The organism is Streptomyces sp. NPDC042100, from assembly GCF_055582325.1.
In genome coordinates, this window is record NZ_JBVJDK010000005.1 from 208,138 (window position 1) to 225,516 (window position 17,379).

Annotated in this window: 14 protein-coding genes; 8 read left to right on the plus strand and 6 right to left on the minus strand. The window is 72.0% G+C overall.

The genetic code is table 11. From position 1 onward, the window contains the following. Positions 1-18: 18 nt before the first annotated feature. The 4 genes from ACZ6J5_RS13375 to ACZ6J5_RS13390 all read left to right on the plus strand — a co-directional run bounded on the left by ACZ6J5_RS13375 (position 19) and on the right by ACZ6J5_RS13390 (position 3,782). A complete protein-coding gene (locus ACZ6J5_RS13375) occupies positions 19-960 on the plus strand; it encodes an RluA family pseudouridine synthase (RefSeq protein WP_469390852.1) in 942 nt (313 codons plus the stop codon). After that, complete coding sequence (locus ACZ6J5_RS13380) at positions 957-1,442, plus strand: GNAT family N-acetyltransferase (RefSeq protein WP_469390854.1); 486 nt, start codon at positions 957-959, stop codon at positions 1,440-1,442. Before ACZ6J5_RS13375 ends, ACZ6J5_RS13380 begins: the two co-directional genes overlap by 4 nt. A 69-nt stretch (positions 1,443-1,511) precedes the next feature. Beyond that, a complete protein-coding gene (locus ACZ6J5_RS13385) occupies positions 1,512-3,098 on the plus strand; it encodes a Na+/H+ antiporter (RefSeq protein ID WP_469390856.1) in 1,587 nt (528 codons plus the stop codon). 114 nt (positions 3,099-3,212) lie between these two features. Beyond that, on the plus strand, positions 3,213-3,782 hold the full coding sequence (locus ACZ6J5_RS13390) for a dienelactone hydrolase family protein (protein ID WP_469390858.1): 570 nt from the start codon (positions 3,213-3,215) through the stop codon (positions 3,780-3,782). Between the two features lie 40 nt (positions 3,783-3,822). Here ACZ6J5_RS13390 and ACZ6J5_RS13395 read toward each other — a convergent pair whose 3' ends face one another. The 5 genes from ACZ6J5_RS13395 to ACZ6J5_RS13415 form a co-directional block, all read right to left on the minus strand. Beyond that, the gene (locus tag ACZ6J5_RS13395; RefSeq protein WP_469390860.1) at positions 3,823-4,788 is read right to left on the minus strand and encodes a zinc metalloprotease; all 966 of its coding nucleotides are present in this window, start codon (positions 4,786-4,788) and stop codon (positions 3,823-3,825) included. 347 nt (positions 4,789-5,135) lie between these two features. Next, a complete protein-coding gene (locus ACZ6J5_RS13400) occupies positions 5,136-6,785 on the minus strand; it encodes an alkaline phosphatase D family protein (RefSeq protein WP_469390862.1) in 1,650 nt (549 codons plus the stop codon). Between the two features lie 231 nt (positions 6,786-7,016). After that, a complete protein-coding gene (locus ACZ6J5_RS13405; protein WP_469390864.1) occupies positions 7,017-7,832 on the minus strand; it encodes a thioredoxin domain-containing protein in 816 nt (271 codons plus the stop codon). A 66-nt stretch (positions 7,833-7,898) separates the two neighbouring features. Next, on the minus strand, positions 7,899-8,612 hold the full coding sequence (locus tag ACZ6J5_RS13410) for a hypothetical protein (RefSeq protein WP_469390866.1): 714 nt from the start codon (positions 8,610-8,612) through the stop codon (positions 7,899-7,901). Positions 8,613-8,693: 81 nt separating this feature from the next. After that, positions 8,694-10,019: a DUF2252 domain-containing protein gene (locus ACZ6J5_RS13415; protein ID WP_469390868.1), complete on the minus strand. Its 1,326-nt coding sequence runs from the start codon at positions 10,017-10,019 to the stop codon at positions 8,694-8,696. 157 nt (positions 10,020-10,176) lie between these two features. Between ACZ6J5_RS13415 and dnaE the strand changes: the two genes are divergently transcribed. Then, a complete protein-coding gene (gene dnaE, locus ACZ6J5_RS13420; protein ID WP_469390870.1) occupies positions 10,177-13,716 on the plus strand; it encodes a DNA polymerase III subunit alpha in 3,540 nt (1,179 codons plus the stop codon). 68 nt (positions 13,717-13,784) lie between these two features. Here the strand turns inward: dnaE and ACZ6J5_RS13425 are convergent, their stop codons facing one another. Continuing rightward, complete coding sequence (locus ACZ6J5_RS13425; protein ID WP_362471155.1) at positions 13,785-13,961, minus strand: hypothetical protein; 177 nt, start codon at positions 13,959-13,961, stop codon at positions 13,785-13,787. Between the two features lie 214 nt (positions 13,962-14,175). On the opposite strand from ACZ6J5_RS13425, the gene ACZ6J5_RS13430 reads away from it, so the two are divergent. From ACZ6J5_RS13430 to ACZ6J5_RS13440, 3 genes are read left to right on the plus strand one after another with little or no spacing between them, the layout of a single operon-like run. Continuing rightward, a complete protein-coding gene (locus ACZ6J5_RS13430; RefSeq protein ID WP_469390872.1) occupies positions 14,176-15,495 on the plus strand; it encodes an NYN domain-containing protein in 1,320 nt (439 codons plus the stop codon). A gap of 20 nt (positions 15,496-15,515) precedes the next feature. Further along, positions 15,516-16,487, plus strand: coding sequence for an ABC transporter ATP-binding protein (locus ACZ6J5_RS13435; protein WP_469391360.1), 972 nt, complete (start codon positions 15,516-15,518; stop codon positions 16,485-16,487). 55 nt (positions 16,488-16,542) lie between these two features. Continuing rightward, on the plus strand, positions 16,543-17,352 hold the full coding sequence (locus ACZ6J5_RS13440; RefSeq protein WP_469391362.1) for an ABC transporter permease: 810 nt from the start codon (positions 16,543-16,545) through the stop codon (positions 17,350-17,352). Positions 17,353-17,379: the final 27 nt, after the last annotated feature.

Sequence of the window (17,379 nt, forward strand, 5' to 3'; positions counted from 1 at the left end):
ACAAGGCATACTCGACGGGTGAGCACGAGTCCCGAGATCCGCACGCTGCCCGTTCCCGACGGCCTGGAGGGCGAGCGCGTCGACGCCGCCATCGCCCGTATGTTCGGGTTCTCCCGTACCAAGGCCGCCGAGCTGGCCGCCGCAGGCAAGGTCCAGGTCGACGGCGCCGTCGTCGGCAAGTCCGAGCGGGTCAGCGGCGGCGCGTGGCTAGAGGTCGAGATGCCGGGCGCCGCGGCCCCGGTGCAGGTCGTCGCCGAGCCCGTCGAGGGCATGGAGATCGTCCACGACGACGACGACATCGTCGTGATCATGAAGCCGGTCGGCGTCGCCGCGCACCCCAGCCCCGGCTGGACCGGCACCACCGTGATCGGCGGCCTCGCCGCCGCCGGCTACCGGATCTCCACCTCCGGCGCCGCCGAGCGCCAGGGCATCGTGCACCGCCTCGACGTCGGCACCTCCGGCCTGATGGTGGTGGCGAAGTCGGAGTACGCCTACACCTCGCTGAAGCGCCAGTTCAAGGAGCGCGTGGTGGACAAGCGCTACCACGCCCTGGTGCAGGGCCACCCGGACCCGATGAGCGGCACCGTCGACGCGCCCATCGGCCGGCACCCGAACCACGACTACAAGTGGGCCGTGACCGCCGAAGGCAAGCCGTCCGTCACGCACTACGACCTGATCGAGGCCTACCGCGCGGCCTCGCTGCTGGACATCAAGCTGGAGACCGGCCGCACCCACCAGATCCGGGTGCACATGTCCACGCTGCGCCACCCCTGCGTCGGCGACCTCACCTACGGCGCCGACCCCACGATGGCCAAGCGGCTCGGGCTGACCCGCCAGTGGCTGCACGCCGTCCGGCTCGGCTTCGAGCACCCCGGCGACGGGCAGTGGGTCGAGTTCGCCAGCACCTACCCCGCCGACCTGCAGACCGCGCTCGACCGCATCGCCGCGGAGAGCCGGTGAGCGCCCCGTCACCCGCGTCCGCGGGTGTCACCGTGCGCGAGGCCGTGGACGCGGCCGACCTGGACGCCTGCTTCGCCGTGCGCCGCGAGGTCTTCGTCGAGGAGCAGGGCGTGCCCCAGGAGCTGGAGTACGACCCGTACGACACGAGCGCCGCGCACGTGCTGGCCGTCGCCGCCGACGGCACGCCGCTGGGCACCGGGCGGCTGCTGTACGGGGCCGACGCGACCGGCAAGACCGGCTCCGACGCCTCGGTGGGCTCCCTCGGGCGGCTCGCGGTGAACAAGGCCGCCCGCGGTCTCGGGGTGGGCGCCGCGCTGGTGCGGGCCATCGAGGACGCGGCTCGCGCGCGCGGGCTCACCGCCGTCGACCTGCACGCCCAGACCCACGCCCTCGGCTTCTACGAGCGGCTGGGCTACGCGGCGTACGGTCCGGAGTTCCCGGACGCCGGGATGCCGCACCGGGCGATGCGCCGGACGCTCTGAGCCGCCCCGCCCCCACGCTCCGGTGGGGGCAATCGCGGCGAAATAGGACGTACGTGACAGGGTAGGGCCGTGGATCAACTGGCCCTGCTCTTCCTTCTGCTGCTCGGCGCCGTGCTCACCGTGCCTCTCGGGGGACGCCTCGGGCTGCCCGCACCCGTCCTGATGACCCTGGTCGGGATCGTGCTGGCCTTCGCGCCCTTCGTGCCCGACGTGGACATCCCGCCCGAGTTCATCCTGCCGCTGGTGCTGCCGCCGCTGCTGTACGCCTCCGTGCAGCGGACCTCCTGGCGCCAGTTCGCCGCCAACAGGCGGCCGATCTTCCTGCTCGCGGTGGCCCTGGTCTTCGTGACCACGGCCGCCGTCGGCGCGGTCGCCGACGCGCTCGTGCCGGGCATCCCGCTGGCCGCCGCCCTGGCGCTCGGCGCGCTGGTCGCCCCGCCCGACCCGGTCGCCGCGACCGCCGTCGCCGGCTCGCTGGGGCTGCCCCGGCGCCTGGTGTCGATCCTGGAGGGCGAGGGGCTCTTCAACGACGTCACCGCGATCGTGCTCTACAACGTGGCCATCACCGCCGTGGTGAGCGGCTCCTTCTCCTGGCCCGAGGCGCTCGGCGAGCTGGTCCTGTCGGCCGTCGTCGCCGTCGCCGTGGGGCTCGCCCTGGGCTGGGCCGCCAACCGGCTGATGGGCCTGCTCGGCGACCCCACCCTCCAGATCGGCCTCACCCTCCTGGTCCCCTTCGTCGCCTATGTGCTCGCCGAGGAGCTGCACGGCTCCGGCGTCCTCGGCGTCCTGGTCACCGCCCTCTTCCTGGCCGAGTACGCGAGCGACGCCGACGACGTGATGGGGCGGCTCGCCGGGCAGACCTTCTGGGAGATCGTGGACACCCTCGTCACCGGCATCGCCTTCGGGCTCATCGGCCTGGAGCTGGTGAACGTCTTCGGGGTCGTCGAGCGGCACGGCCGGGAGGTGATCGGCTGGGGCGCGGCCGTCGTGGGCGTGGTCGTCGGGGTGCGGCTGCTGTGGCTGCTGCCCGCGAGCTGGCTGGCCCAGCGGCTGCACACCGGCCGCGACTACGCCGAGGAGATCCCGATGAGCTGGCGGGAGACCGTCGTCATGTGGTGGTCCGGGATGCGCGGGGTGGCCTCGGTGGCGCTGGCGCTCGCCATCCCGCTGCGCACCGACGACGGCGCGCCCTTCCCGGGCCGGGACGAGGTCGTCTTCATCGCCTTCTGCGTGATCATCGCCACGCTCCTGGTCCAGGGGCTGACCCTGCCCTGGCTGGTCCGGCGGCTCGGCGTGAAGGCGGACGCGGAGGCGGAGCGGGCGTTCGAGCGGGAGCTGGCCATCCGGGCGGCCAAGGCCGCGAAGCGGCGCCTGAAGGAGATCGAGGAGGTCGAGGAGCTGCCGGAGGAGGTCGCCGAGCGGCTCCAGCGCGGGGCCTTCGACATCGGGGCGCGGATCAGCCCGGACATGGTCGACGACGAGCGGCGGGCGGCGTTCACCGAGCGGGTGGAGCGGGTGAAGAAGGTCCAGCGGATCCAGCGGGAGCTGATGTCGGCGGCCCGGCACGAGGTGCTGGCGGCGCGCAGCGAGCCGGGCGCCGACCCGGAGGTGGTGGACCGGGTGCTGCGGCAGCTCGACGTGCGCAGCATGCGCTGAGCGGGCGGGACCGGACGGGCGGGACCGGACGGGCGGGGTCGGATGGTCGGGACCGGATGGTGGGGGCCGGACGGCCGGCACCGGGCGTTCGGGACCGGATGGGAGGATGGAGGCATGGACATCATGCTTTTCCACTCGGTCTACGGGATGCGCCCCGCCGTCGAGGCCGCTGCCGAGCGGCTGCGGGCCGCCGGGCACCAGGTCTGGACGCCGGACCTCTTCGAGGGCGGCACCGCCGGCACCGTCGAGGAGGGCATGGCGCTGCGGGACGCGATCGGGAAGGACGAGCTGCTGCGCCGCGCGGTCCTGGCGGCGGCGCCGTACTCGGAGCGCGGGCTGGTCTACATGGGCTTCTCGCTCGGCGCCTCGGTCGCGCAGACGCTGGCGCTGGGCGACGAGAAGGCGCGCGGGCTGCTGCTGCTCCACGGCACCTCGGACCTGGCCGAGTCGGCGTCGGTGGCCGAGCTGCCGGTGCAGCTGCACGTGGCGGAGCCCGACCCGTTCGAGACGGACGACTGGCTGTCGTCCTGGTACCTGCAGATGCGCAGGGCCGGTGCGGACGTGGAGGTCTACCGCTACCGGGGCGCCGGGCACCTGTACACCGACCCGGAGCTGCCGGACTGGGACGCGGAGGCGGCGGAGCGGACCTGGTCGGTCGCGCTGGCGTTCCTGGACAGCCTGTAGGCCCCCGGGGGGGATTCCCCCGAGGGCCCCGGACGGTCCGTCAGGCGCGGTACGCGGTCCAGGAGTCGTTCATGCGGGTCACCTGGCCCGAGGTGAACTGGTACATGCAGGAGTCGTACGTGTAGTCCATGAAGTTGTGGATCGGGTCCACGCCGGGCTTGTTGGTGCAGGTGTCACGGCCGGTCGGGCACTCGAAGGCCGCGCTCTTCTCGGCCGGGGTGTCGCTGACGTAGTCGCCGTTTCCGTTGCAGCCACCCTGGAACGTGTGGTAGAGCCCCATCCAGTGGCCGACCTCGTGGGTGGCGGTGTCGCCCTCGTTGTAGTTGGCCGCGGAGCCGCCCGGGAGCGAGGCGTCGAGGATGACGACGCCGTCCATCTTGGGGCTGGCCTTGTAGGAGGACGGGAAGGTGGCCCAGCCGAGCAGCCCGCCGCCGAGGTTGGCGGTGTAGACGTTCAGCGCGTTGGCGCCGCCCTTGCGCAGGGCGTTCTTCATGTCCTTCTCGGCCTGGGTGCCGTCGGAGACGTTGTACCAGGTGGCGTTGTCCGTGTAGTCGGTGCCGGCCAGGGTGAACTGGAAGCCGCTGTTCACGTTGCCGGTGCCCTGCCCGGCGTAGGCGGCGTTGAGGACGGCCATCTGGTTGTTGATGGCCGCCGCGCTGAGCTTGCCCGTGGTGCCGCTGTGGATGACGTGGACGTACACGGGGATCGTCGTCACGGCGGCGGCGTTCGCGCCCGCGGAGAGCCGGCCGGCCGCGCGGGCGGCGTTCACCTTCTTCTTCAGGTCGTCGTCCATGGCCTTGGCCTGGGCCGCGGTGACCTCGTTGGGCTCGGCCTCGGTGGCGTGGCCCTTGGCCTTGCGGGCGCCCGACAGGGCGGCGGAGTCGTCCGCGCACTTCTCGGCGGCGGCCAGGGCGGTGGTGCCGGCCGGGGTCGCCGCGGGGGCGGAGAGGGGTGCCAGGGCCAGAGTTCCGGCCATGACGGCGGTGCCGAGCATACGACGTGACATACGCGGCGATATGCGGACAAGAGCGCGCACGGTGACTCCTCGTGGGGGGTGGTGGGGAGGTACTTCCTCGCCACTGGCCGGGAGATTACGCGTGCATGTCAGACCCCGTTGAGGAGTGATCAAGCCCAATCATTCATGGGGCAAAGCGGGTCATCGGGAAGAAAAACTTCTGTCTGTCGTGGGGTTTGAGACAGAGGGGTAACAGAAGGAACGGCGAAGGCGGGTGGTGTGTCCGGTTTCGAACGTCCGGACTCACCACCCGCCGTAGCCATGTGATCTCCCGTTAACAGAGCCGATCATGGCTGAAAATCGCCGCCGCGGAGACCCGTATCGGACCTCCGTACGCCTCAGCGCACCGGCTGGTACACGCGCTCGACGCGCTGCGTTCCGCTCAGCGTGCGGTACGAACGGGCCCAGGACGCCGTCGCGTTCACGTCCGCCCGGTCCGAGACCGTGTAGTAGTCCATCTGGGAGCGCTCCGCCGTCACGTCGAGCACCCCGTAGCCGTGGTGGTCCATGTCCACCCACTTCACGTGCCGGTTGGCGGCCTTGACCGCGCCCGCCGCCACCACCGACAGCGTGCCCGGCGCCACGTGCAGCAGGTCGTCCAGGTTGTCCGAGGTCACCGAGGTCACCACGAACTCCGTCGCCGCCGAGGCGGACAGCGGATACGTCGCCGCCGTCACCGGCACGTCGTTGGCCCAGGCCATGTGGATGTCGCCGGTGAGGAAGACGGTGTTGCGGATGGCCCCGTCCCTCAGGTGCCGCAGCAGCTCCTTGCGGTCGTCCGTGTAGCCGTCCCACTGGTCGACGTTGACCGCGATGCCCTCCTTGGGCAGCCCGAGCAGCTCCGCGAGCGGCTCCAGCAGATGGGCCGGCAGCGAGCCGAAGGCGACCGGCGAGATCATCACCGAGGTGCCGACCAGCTGCCAGGCGGCGTCCGAGGCCGAGAGGCCCGACTTCAGCCAGTCCAGCTGCGCCCGGCCGGTGATGGAGCGCTCCGGGTCGTCCACCTGGCCGCTGCCCGTGCCCGCCTGCTGGGAACGGAAGGAGCGCAGGTCCAGCAGGTGCAGATCGGCCAGCCTGCCGAAGCGCAGCCGGCGGAAGACCGTGCCCTCGGTCGAGGCGCGCACCGGCATCCACTCGAAGTAGGCCCGCTTGGCCGCCGCGACCCGCGCCGCCCAGTCGCCCTCGGTGCCGGGGGTGTGGTTCTCGGCCCCGCCCGACCAGGCGTCGTTGGCGAACTCGTGGTCGTCCCAGATCGCCACGACCGGGTGCGCCGCGTGCAGCGCCTGGAGGTCGGCGTCCGTCTTGTACGTCCCGTGCCGGGTGCGGTAGTCGGCGAGCGAGACGATCTCGTGGGCCGGCTCGTGCTTCCGGACGGTGTACTTCGCCTCCGGGTAGGAGCCGGTGCCGTACTCGTAGATGTAGTCGCCGAGGTGCAGGACCGCGTCCAGGTCGGCGCGGGCGGCGAGGTGGCGGTACGGGGAGAAGTAGCCGGCCTCCCAGTTGGCGCAGGAGACCACGCCGAAGCGGACGCCGGGGCCGGCCGAGTCGGCGGCGGGGGCGGTGCGGGTGCGGCCGGCCGGGGAGACGGTCCCGCCCGCGGTGAAGCGGAAGTAGTAGGCGGTGCCCGGGCGCAGGCCCCGGACGTCCGCCTTCACGGTGTGGTCGGCGGCGGCGGAGGCCAGGGCGGTGCCGCTCGCCACGGTCCGGGCGAAGCCGCGGTCCTCGGCGAGCTCCCAGCCGACGGTCGTGTCGGGGCCGAGGCCCGAGCCGGGCACGGCGTCGGGGGAGGGGGTGACGCGCGTCCAGAGCAGGACGCCGTCGGGCAGCGGGTCGCCCGAGGCGACGCCGTGCAGGAAGGCGGGCGCGGCCGGTTCGGCGAGCGCGGGGGAGGCGGTGGCCACCAGGGCCGGGGTCACGACGGCCGTCACGGCGGCGGCCTTCACGACGGTGCGGCGGGTGGGGGCGGCTATCAGGTGAGGACTGGTCACGGGCCGTCAGATTACCGGCCGGTACGGAGAAGTGGCAGCTCCGCGCGCAAAGTTCGCCGACTCGTCGACGGGGCGTCGCCCGGCTCCGTACCCCCCGGCCCCGAGCCCCCGGCTCCGCTCCCGGCGTGCCGCCGCGCCCCCGGCCCCGGACGTGCCGCGGCCCCCGGGCCGCCCGCGCGGGGCGGGGCGGTCCGGGGGCCGGAAGGAGCGGCGGGCGCGGTGGGGGAGGTGTCAGCCCTTCAGCACCTTGGCGAGCGCCGCGTTGAACTGGTCCGCCGTCAGCGGCGGGTTCTCGCTGCCCTCGGCCGTCAGGGTCTTGCCGTCCATCTTCAGCGTCGGCGTGCCCCGGACCCCGCTCTCGTCGAAGGCCTTCGACATCTTCATGGCCCAGGCGTCGAAGGTGCCGTTCTCGACGTTCTTCTTGAACTCGGCGTTGCCCTTCAGGGCCGGCACCGTGTCCGCGATCTCCAGCAGGTAGGAGTCCTTGGCGAACTTGTCCTGGCTCTCCTCCGGGTGGAACTTCGTCGAGTACAGCGCCTCCTTGTACTTCAGGAAGGCGTCCCCGCTCACGTTCAGCGCCGCGCCCAGCGCCGACAGGGCGTTCTTCGAGCCCTCGCCCTGGTCGGAGTTGTCGATGAAGGTGGCACCGATGTACTTGATCTTGTACTTGCCGTCGGCGACGTCCTTGGCCACCGTCGCGCCCACGCCCTGCTCGAAGGTCGCGCAGACCGGGCAGCGGGAGTCCTCGTACAGCTCCAGGGTCTTCTTGGCCTCGGGCTTGCCGATGACGACCGTGGTGCCGTTCGTGCCCTCGGTGTTCTTCGGCGCCGTGATGTTCTTCGCGTCCGCGGCGGCCTCCCACGCGGAGGGCTTGTTGGCCTGGACGATGGCGTAGCTGACGCCGCCGACCACGGCGAGGGCGGCGACCGCCGACACCGCGACGACGACCTGGCGGCGCGTCTTGTCCTTCTTGGCCTGGCGCTCGCGCTCCTCGCGCAGCCGCTCGCGGGCCGCCGCCTTGTTGGCCTGGGTGTTGCGCTTGCTCATGATCGTGATCTCCGTGACATGAAGAAGGAAGGAAGAAGAAGGAGGGGGGAAGGGGCGCGTGCCGGCTCAGACGAGGGCGGGCATCGGCGCGCGGCCGAGCCGGAGGCCCGCGGAGCGCGGCGGTCCACGCCGTCCCACGGAGTGCACGAGCAGCCGGGCCCGCGACCGGTGCGGCCGGTCCGCGGGACGCCCGGCGCGCCGAGGGGCCGTGCCCAGGACGCGGAGGAAGGCCGCCACCAGGCGCAGCGGCCGGAAGGCGAGGGCCTCGGCCGCGCGCAGCAGCCGGGCGAGGGCCCGTTCCCCGCCGCGCAGCCAGCAGGCCGCCGAGAGCCCGACCGCCATGTGCGCGGCCAGCAGCAGCCAGGGCACCGCCGGGTCGGGGGAGCTCAGCAGCGCCGCCGCGGTCCCGCTGCCCGGGGCCGCCACGCCCGGCAGCGGGGTGCCGAGGGCGCCGCCGCACAGCGCGTCGAAGCCCACCGCGCGCAGCGCGCCGAAGACCGGGCCGCCGGTGGGCCCGTAACAGGCGGTCTGGCCGCTGGTGAAGAGCGTGTCGGCGGCCAGCTCCAGCGGCACGAGCAGCCCGGCGATCGGGCCGAGGCCGCGCTCCCGCCCGGCCAGCGCGTAGGCGACGGCGAAGACGCCGGCCGCGACCGGGACGACCGTCCCGAGCGGCAGCGGCACCCCGGACAGCAGCACGTGCGAGGCCACGGACAGCGTCACGACCAGGGTCGTGAAGATCGCCGCCCGCAGGGCTCTCAGCTGAGTGCTTGCCATGTCCATCGCCGGGAAAGTGTGTCATGCCCGCCCGTAAGGGGTCGCTAAGGCCGAGCTGTGAATGCGCCGGGCCGGTCCCGGACGCCCCTACAGCCCCGGGATGCGCCCGTTCCGGAAGAGGTCCACGAAGATCTGGTGGTCGGCCCGCGCCCGGGCGCCGTAGGAGTGCGCGAAGTCCACCAGGAGCTCGGCGAAGCCCTCCTCGTCGGCCGCGATGGCCGCGTCGATGGCCCGCTCGGTGGAGAACGGCACCAGCGACTGCCCGCTGAGGTCGTCCGCCGCCGCGTGCATGGCCGCCGTGGCCCGCCCGAGGTCGGCCACGGTCGCGGCGATCTCCTCCGGGTCGTCGATGTCGGACCAGTCCAGGTCCACCGCGTACGGCGAGACCTCGGCGACGAGCTGCCCGGCCCCGTCCAGCTCCGTCCAGCCGAGCCAGGGGTCGGCGTGCGCCTGGAGCGCCCGCTGCGAGATCACCGTGCGGTGGCCCTCGTGCCGGAAGTAGTCCCGTACCGCCGCGTCCGTGACATGGCGCGAGACGGCCGGCGTCTGCCCCTGCTTCATGTAGATGACGACGTCGTTCTCCAGGGCGTCGCTGTGGCCCTCCAGGAGGATGTTGTACGAGGGGAGGCCGGCCGAGCCGATGCCGATGCCCCGGCGGCCCACGACGTCCTTCACCCGGTACGAGTCGGGGCGGACCAGGCTCGCCTCCGGCAGGGTCTCCAGATAGCCGTCGAAGGCGGCCAGCACCTTGTAGCGGGTGGCCGCGTCCAGCTCGATCGCGCCGCCGCCGGCCGAGAACCGGCGCTCGTACTCGCGGATCTCCGTCATCGAGTCCAGCAGCCCGAAGCGGGTCATCCCGCGCGCGTCGCGCAGCGCGTCCAGCAGCGCGCCGCCGGCCGTGTCCAGGGTGAAGGGCGGCAGCTCGTCGTCCTTGGCGCCGGTCGCCAGCGCGTGGATCCGCTCCCGGTAGGCGGCGGCGCAGATCCGGACCAGCTCGGTGATCTGCTCGTCGCCCAGCGCCTTCTGGTAGCCCAGCAGCGCCAGGGAGGCGGCGAGCCGCTTGAGGTCCCAGGTGAAGGGGCCGACATAGGCCTCGTCGAAGTCGTTGACGTTGAAGATCAGGCGCCCGTTGGCGTCCATGTACGTACCGAAGTTCTCCGCGTGCAGATCGCCGTGGATCCACACCCGGCCGGTCCGCTCGTCCAGATACGGGCCGCCATGCGCCTCGCGCTCCAGGTCCTGGTAGAAGAGGCAGGCGGTGCCCCGGTAGAAGGCGAAGGCGGAGCCGGCCATCTTGCGGAACTTGACCTTGAAGGCGGCGGGGTCGGCGGCGAGCAGCTCGCCGAAGGCGGTGTCGAAGACGGCGAGGATCTGCTCACCGCGCTCGGCCGCGGTGGGCTGGGTGACCGACATCGAGGGTGCCTCCTGGTGCACGACTGTTCATGACAATTGGGACAGGTGTTCCCGGTCTTCCAACGCGTGACCGTACCGCCGAGTGCCCGCGGTCTGTCAGTCGGCCGACGTAGACTTCGACGCTGTCCCCCCAGGAATTCATCGGAGGCATCCCACCGTGACCAAGCCGCCCTTCACGCACCTCCACGTCCACACCCAGTACTCCCTGCTGGACGGTGCCGCGCGGCTGAAGGACATGTTCAACGCGTGCAACGAGATGGGCATGACCCATATCGCCATGTCCGACCACGGCAATCTGCACGGGGCCTACGACTTCTTCCACAGCGCCAAGAAGGCCGGCGTCACGCCGATCATCGGCATCGAGGCGTACGTCGCCCCGGAGTCCCGGCGCAACAAGCGGAAGATCCAGTGGGGCCAGCCGCACCAGAAGCGGGACGACGTCTCCGGCTCCGGCGGCTACACCCACAAGACCATCTGGGCGGCGAACGCCACCGGCCTCCACAACCTCTTCCGGCTCTCCTCCGACGCGTACGCCGAGGGCTGGCTCCAGAAGTGGCCCCGGATGGACAAGGAGACCATCTCCCAGTGGTCCGAGGGCCTGATCGCCTCCACCGGCTGCCCCTCCGGCGAGCTGCAGACCAGGCTCCGCCTCGGCCAGTTCGACGAGGCCCTGAAGGCCGCCTCCGAGTACCAGGACATCTTCGGCAAGGACCGGTACTTCCTGGAGCTGATGGACCACGGCATCGAGATCGAGCGCCGGGTCCGCGACGGGCTCCTGGAGATCGGCAAGAAGCTCGGCATCCCGCCGCTGGTCACCAACGACTCGCACTACACCTACGCGCACGAGGCCACCGCCCACGACGCCCTGCTGTGCATCCAGACCGGCAAGAACCTCTCCGACCCGGACCGCTTCAAGTTCGACGGCACCGGCTACTACCTGAAGTCCACGGACGAGATGTACGCCGTCGACTCCTCCGACGCCTGGCAGGAGGGCTGCCGCAACACCCTCCTGGTCGCCGAGCAGATCGACACCACCGGCATGTTCGAGGCCAAGAACCTCATGCCGAGGTTCGACATCCCGGAGGGCTACACCGAGGTCACCTGGTTCCGCGCGGAGACCATGAAGGGCATGGAGCGGCGCTTCCCCGGGGGCATCCCCGAGGACCGCATGAAGCAGGTCGAGTACGAGATGGACACGATCATCTCGATGGGCTTCCCGGGCTACTTCCTCGTCGTCGCCGACTTCATCATGTGGGCCAAGAGCCAGGGCATCGCGGTCGGCCCCGGCCGAGGCTCCGCGGCCGGCTCGATCGTCGCGTACGCCATGGGCATCACCGACCTGGACCCCATCCCGCACGGCCTGATCTTCGAGCGCTTCCTCAACCCCGAGCGCATCTCGATGCCCGATGTCGACATCGACTTCGACGAGCGCAGGCGCGTCGAGGTGATCCGGTACGTGACCGAGAAGTACGGCGCCGACAAGGTCGCCATGATCGGCACGTACGGCAAGATCAAGGCCAAGAACGCGATCAAGGACTCCGCCCGCGTCCTCGGCTACCCGTACGCCATGGGCGACCGGCTCACCAAGGCCATGCCCGCCGACGTCCTCGGCAAGGGCATCGACCTCGACGGCATCACCAACCCCTCGCACCCGCGCTACAGCGAGGCCGGCGAGATCCGCGGGATGTACGAGAACGAGCCGGACGTCAAGAAGGTCATCGACACCGCCAAGGGCGTCGAGGGCCTGGTCCGCCAGATGGGCGTGCACGCCGCCGGCGTGATCATGTCCAGCGAGCCCATCGTCGACCACGCCCCGATCTGGGTCCGGCACACCGACGGCGTCACCATCACGCAGTGGGACTACCCGCAGTGCGAGTCGCTCGGCCTGCTGAAGATGGACTTCCTCGGCCTGCGCAACCTCACGATCATGGACGACGCCGTCAAGATGGTGAAGGCCAACAAGGGGATCGACCTCGACCTCCTGGCCCTCCCGCTCGACGACCCCAAGACCTTCGAGCTGCTCCAGCGCGGCGACACCCTCGGCGTCTTCCAGTTCGACGGCGGACCCATGCGGTCCCTGCTGCGGCTGATGAAGCCCGACAACTTCGAAGACATCTCCGCCGTGTCCGCGCTCTACCGCCCGGGCCCGATGGGCATGAACTCGCACACGAACTACGCCCTGCGCAAGAACAAGCAGCAGGAGATCACCCCGATCCACCCCGAGCTGGAGCAGCCGCTCGAAGAGGTGCTCGCGGTCACCTACGGCCTCATCGTCTACCAGGAGCAGGTCCAGAAGGCCGCCCAGATCATCGCCGGCTACTCGCTCGGCGAGGCCGACATCCTCCGCCGCGTCATGGGCAAGAAGAAGCCCGACGAGCTCGCCAAGAACTTCGTGATCTTCGAGGCCGGCGCCAAGAAGAAGGGCTTCAGCGACGAGGCCATCAAGGCCCTGTGGGACGTGCTGGTCCCCTTCGCCGGCTACGCCTTCAACAAGGCGCACTCCGCCGCGTACGGCCTGGTCTCCTACTGGACCGCCTACCTCAAGGCGAACTACCCCGCCGAGTACATGGCGGGCCTGCTCACCTCGGTCAAGGACGACAAGGACAAGTCCGCCGTCTACCTGAACGAGTGCCGCCGCATGGGCATCAAGGTGCTCCCGCCGAACGTCAACGAGTCCGAGTCGAACTTCGCCGCCCAGGGCGACGACGTGATCCTCTTCGGCCTCACCGCCGTCCGCAACGTCGGCTCCAACGTCGTCGAGTCGATCATCAAGACGCGGAAGAGCAAGGGGAAGTACTCCTCGTTCCCCGACTTCCTCGACAAGGTCGAGGCCGTCGTCTGCAACAAGCGGACCGTCGAGTCGCTGATCAAGGCCGGCGCCTTCGACACCATGGGCCACACCCGCAAGGGCCTGGTCGCCCAGCACGAGCCCATGATCGACACCGTGGTCGCCGTCAAGCGCAAGGAGGCCGAGGGACAGTTCGACCTCTTCGGCGGCATGGGCGAGGAGGACAACGACGAGCCCGGCTTCGGCCTCGACGTCCAGTTCTCCGACGTCGAGTGGGAGAAGGCCTACCTGCTCGCCCAGGAGCGCGAGATGCTCGGCCTGTACGTCTCCGACCACCCGCTCTTCGGCCTGGAGCACGTGCTCTCCGACAAGACCGACGCCGGCATCTCCCAGCTCACCGGCGGCGAGCACGCCGACGGCGCCGTCGTCACCATCGGCGGCATCATCTCCGGCCTCCAGCGCAAGATGACCAAGCAGGGCAACGCCTGGGCCATCGCCACCGTCGAGGACCTGGCCGGCTCCATCGAGTGCATGTTCTTCCCGGCCACCTACCAGCTGGTCTCCACCCAGCTCGTCGAGGACACCGTCGTCTTCGTCAAGGGACGGCTCGACAAGCGCGAGGACATCCCCCGGCTGGTCGCCATGGAGCTGATGGTCCCCGACCTCTCCAACGCCGGGACCAACGCCCCCGTGATCCTCACCATCCCCACCGTCAAGGTCACCCCGCCGATGGTCAGCAGGCTCGGCGAGATCCTCAAGCACCACCGGGGCAACACCGAGGTCCGCATCAAGCTCCAGGGCCCCCGCTCCACCACCGTGCTCCGGCTCGACCGGCACCGGGTACAGCCCGACCCCGCGCTCTTCGGTGACCTGAAGGTGCTGCTCGGGCCGTCCTGCCTGGCCGGATAGGACCTTCACGCCCACGCGCAAGGGGCGCGCCCGTCGTCACGGGCGCGCCCCTTTGCCGGTGGCTGCCGTCAGTTGTGCCCGAAGCGCTTCTGGCGGCCCTTGCGCGCCATGTCGCCCGGCGTGACCTGGGTGGCGCGCTGCTCGGCCTGGGACTCCATCGCGGACGCCTGCGCCTGCTGCCGGCCGCGCTCGGCCTGCGAGCCGCGCTGCTGCTGACTGCGGTCCTGCTTTCGGTTCTTGGCCATCGGGTGATGCCTCCTCAAGAGGGTGTGGGCCAGGGCCGCTGTCAGACTCACATAGCGCGCGAAGCGTCGCATTTTGGATCATTACGGACCGTAGTCGCGGTCTCCTAGTGAGATCCGCCACGCCGATGATCCAGTTCCGGACCTCTCCGTCGGCGCCGTCGGGCAGACTCGGAGCAACCTGGAGCACTTCCGATCCCGAGGTTCCCGAAAGAGGGTGGAACACGTGGACCGCTGCGTCGTCCTGGTGGACGCCGGCTATCTGCTGGGCGCCGCCGCCAGCCTCCTCGCCGGGGAGCCGGCCCGCTCACGGATCACCGTCGACCACGCCGCGCTGATCCGGCAGCTCCGCGAGCGCGCCGAGGCCGACACCGCCCTGCCGCTGCTGCGGATCTACTGGTTCGACGGCGCGCCCGACCGGGTGCCCCAGCCCGAGCACCGCCGGCTCCGCGTGATGCCCCGGGTCACCGTCCGGCTCGGCGCCCTGACCCGCAGCGACGGACGCTGGGCCCAGAAGGGCGTCGACGCCGCCATGCACACCGAGCTCACCGAGCTCGCCCGCAACCGCGCCTGCTCCGACATCGTGCTCGTCACCGGCGACGGCGACCTCCTCCCCGGCCTCATGTCCGCCAAGGAGCACGGCGTCGCCGTCCACCTCTGGGCCGTCCAGGCCGCCGACGGCGACTACAACCAGTCCGAGGACCTCGTCGCCGAGGCCGACGAGCGCAGCGTCCTCGACCGGGCCTGGATCACCCGGGCCGTCCGCGCCCGCGACCTCAGCGGGCTCTGCGCCCCGCCGCCCGCGCCCCGCCCCGAGATCGCCGCCATCCTCTCCGCGCCGCTGCCCGAATCCGCCCTCGCCGCCTCCGCCGAACGGGCCGCCGCCGCGACCGCCGCCGTCGCCCACGACCCGGCCCGCGCCGACTCCGGCGGGCCCGCGGGCCCGGACACCGCCGGCACCGAGGGCGTCAACGGCTCCGTCATCCCCGCGCCCGCCTCCGCCAAGACCGTCCCCACCCCCAAGGACCTCGCCGCCCTGCGCGGGCCCGCCGCGCCCGCCGCCCCCCACGTCAACGGGGCCAACGGCGCCAACGGCGCCACCCTCCGCTGGTCCTCCGACAAGGGCTGGATCGACCGGCCCGCCGCCCCCCTCGGCGAACCCGCCGAGACCGCCGTCCTGCCCACCCTCGCCCAGCTCACCAGCGCCGAGCAGCGCTGGGCCGACCGCGAGGAGGACATCACCACCGTCGGCGGCGACCCCTACGAGGTCGGCCAGGTCTTCGCCCGCCGCTGGCTCGACCGGCTCACCGAACCCGGCCACGTCCAGAAGCTCGCCGTCATGTACCCGCGCATCCCGCACCGCATCGACGGGGAACTCCTCCGGTACGCCGCCCGCTTCGGGCTCCTCGCCCACAAGGACGACCAGATCGACGAGCACGACCGCTACGCCATCCGGGCGGGCTTCTGGCGCGAGATCGACGTCCACGCCGCCGCCCAACACGCCCCCGCGCCCGAGGAGAGCCGGGGGACCCCGTAGGCTCATCCCTCGTGAGTACGGTGTGCGTGGTGCGGGATCTGGTCAAGACGTACCCCGCCACGCGCGGCAGACGCGGAGCCCCCGCGACCCCCGAGGTCCGGGCCACCGACGGGATCAGCCTCGACGTGGCCGGCGGTGAGATCTTCGGGCTGCTCGGACCCAACGGCGCCGGCAAGTCCACCCTCGTCCGCCAGCTCACCGGACTCATGCGCCCCGACTCCGGCACCGTCCGGATGCTCGGCCACGACCTCGTGCGCCACCCCGAGCGCGCCTCCCGCCTCCTCGCCCACCTCGGCCAGGAGTCCACCGCGCTCGACGAGCTCACCGTCGCCCTCGCCGCCGAGACCACCGGGCGGCTGCGCGGACTCGACGTCCGCGCGGCCCGCGCCGAGCGCGACGCCGTACTCGACGAACTCGGACTCGCCGAGATCGCCGGGCGCCCCCTCAAGAAGCTCTCCGGCGGACAGCGCCGGCTCGCCTGCGTCGCCGCCGCCCTCGTCGGCGAACGGCCCGTCCTCGTCCTCGACGAGCCCACCACCGGCATGGACCCCGTCGCCCGCCGGGCCGTCTGGGCCGCCGTCGACCGGCGGCGCGCCGAACGCGGCGCCACCGTGCTGCTCGTCACCCACAACGTCATCGAGGCCGAGACCGTCCTCGACCGCGTCGCCGTCATCGACCGGGGCCGGGTCATCGCCTGCGACACCCCCGCCGGGCTCAAGGAGCGCGTCGCCGGGGAGGTCCGCGTCGACCTCGTCTGGCGCGAGCGGGCGCCCCTCGACCTCCCCGAGGTCGCCGCGCTGCGCCCCGCCGCCCAGGAGACCGGGCGGCGCTGGACGCTGCGGCTCGCCCCCGACGAGGCCCGCGCGGCGGTCGCCGCCGTCACCGGCGGCGCCGCCTTCGCCGCCCTCGACGACTTCACGCTGGCGACGCCGAGCCTGGAGGACGTGTACCTCGCGCTCGGCGGCGAGAACCGGGGACTGGTGAAGGCGTGACGTCCTTGCCCCATGTCAGGAGCCGTACGAGTTGAGCACCCTGCCCGCGGAGGTCCTGCCCGCCGCCGCCCTCGGCCACGAGCCCGCCCGGGACGCCGAGGACCACGACGCCGCGCCCCTCGCGCCCCGCGCCCGGCTGGGGCCCTCCCTCGCCGCCGTCTACCGCGCGCAGCTCTCGCGCGCCCGGGTCTCCCGGATCCCGCTGCTCTTCGTCGCCACCTTCCAGTCGGTGGGGATCATGGTGCTGATGCGGGGGGTCGTCGACGGGGGCTCCGAGGCGCGGGCCGTCGTCGCCGGGTCCTCCGTGCTCGTCGTCGCCTTCGTCGCGCTCAACCTGCTCGCCCAGTACTTCGGGCAGCTACGGGCCGGCGGCGGGCTCGACCACTACGCCACCCTGCCCGTGCCGCCCGCCGCCGTCGTGCTCGGCGCCGCCGGGGCGTACGCCTCCTTCACCGTGCCCGGCACCCTCGTGACCGCCGTCGCCGGGTCCGTGCTCTTCGGGCTGCCGCTCGGGCACCTGTGGATCCTCGCCGCCGTCGTGCCGCTCTCCGGCGCCGCCCTCGCCGGGCTCGGCGCCGCGCTCGGGCTGCTCGCGCCCCGGCCGGAGCTCGCCACCCTGCTCGGGCAGCTCGGCATGTCCGCCGCGCTGCTGCTCGGGGTGCTGCCCGCCGAGCGGCTGCCCGGGCCGATCGGCTGGGCGCGGGACCTGCTGCCCTCCACGTACGGCGTCGAGGCGCTCGCCCGGACCTTCGACGAGCGGCCCGACTGGGGGGCCGTCTGCCTCGACCTCGCCGTCTGCGGTGCCGTCGGGGTGCTGTCGCTGGCCGTCGCCACCTGGGCCTACCGGCGTGCGGCGGTCCGCTGAGGCGGCCCACAGCCACACCTGGCACGA

Bases quoted from the DNA above. Each gene is read 5' to 3' on its own strand.
- ACZ6J5_RS13405 (WP_469390864.1), bottom strand. From the start codon at position 7,832: ATGAGCAAGCGCAACACCCAGGCCAACAAGGCGGCGGCCCGCGAGCGG.
- ACZ6J5_RS13415 (WP_469390868.1), bottom strand. From the start codon at position 10,019: ATGTCGGTCACCCAGCCCACCGCGGCCGAGCGCGGTGAGCAGATCCTC.
- ACZ6J5_RS13395 (WP_469390860.1), bottom strand. From the start codon at position 4,788: ATGTCACGTCGTATGCTCGGCACCGCCGTCATGGCCGGAACTCTGGCC.
- ACZ6J5_RS13410 (WP_469390866.1), bottom strand. From the start codon at position 8,612: ATGGACATGGCAAGCACTCAGCTGAGAGCCCTGCGGGCGGCGATCTTC.
- ACZ6J5_RS13390 (WP_469390858.1), top strand. From the start codon at position 3,213: ATGGACATCATGCTTTTCCACTCGGTCTACGGGATGCGCCCCGCCGTC.
- ACZ6J5_RS13425 (WP_362471155.1), bottom strand. From the start codon at position 13,961: ATGGCCAAGAACCGAAAGCAGGACCGCAGTCAGCAGCAGCGCGGCTCG.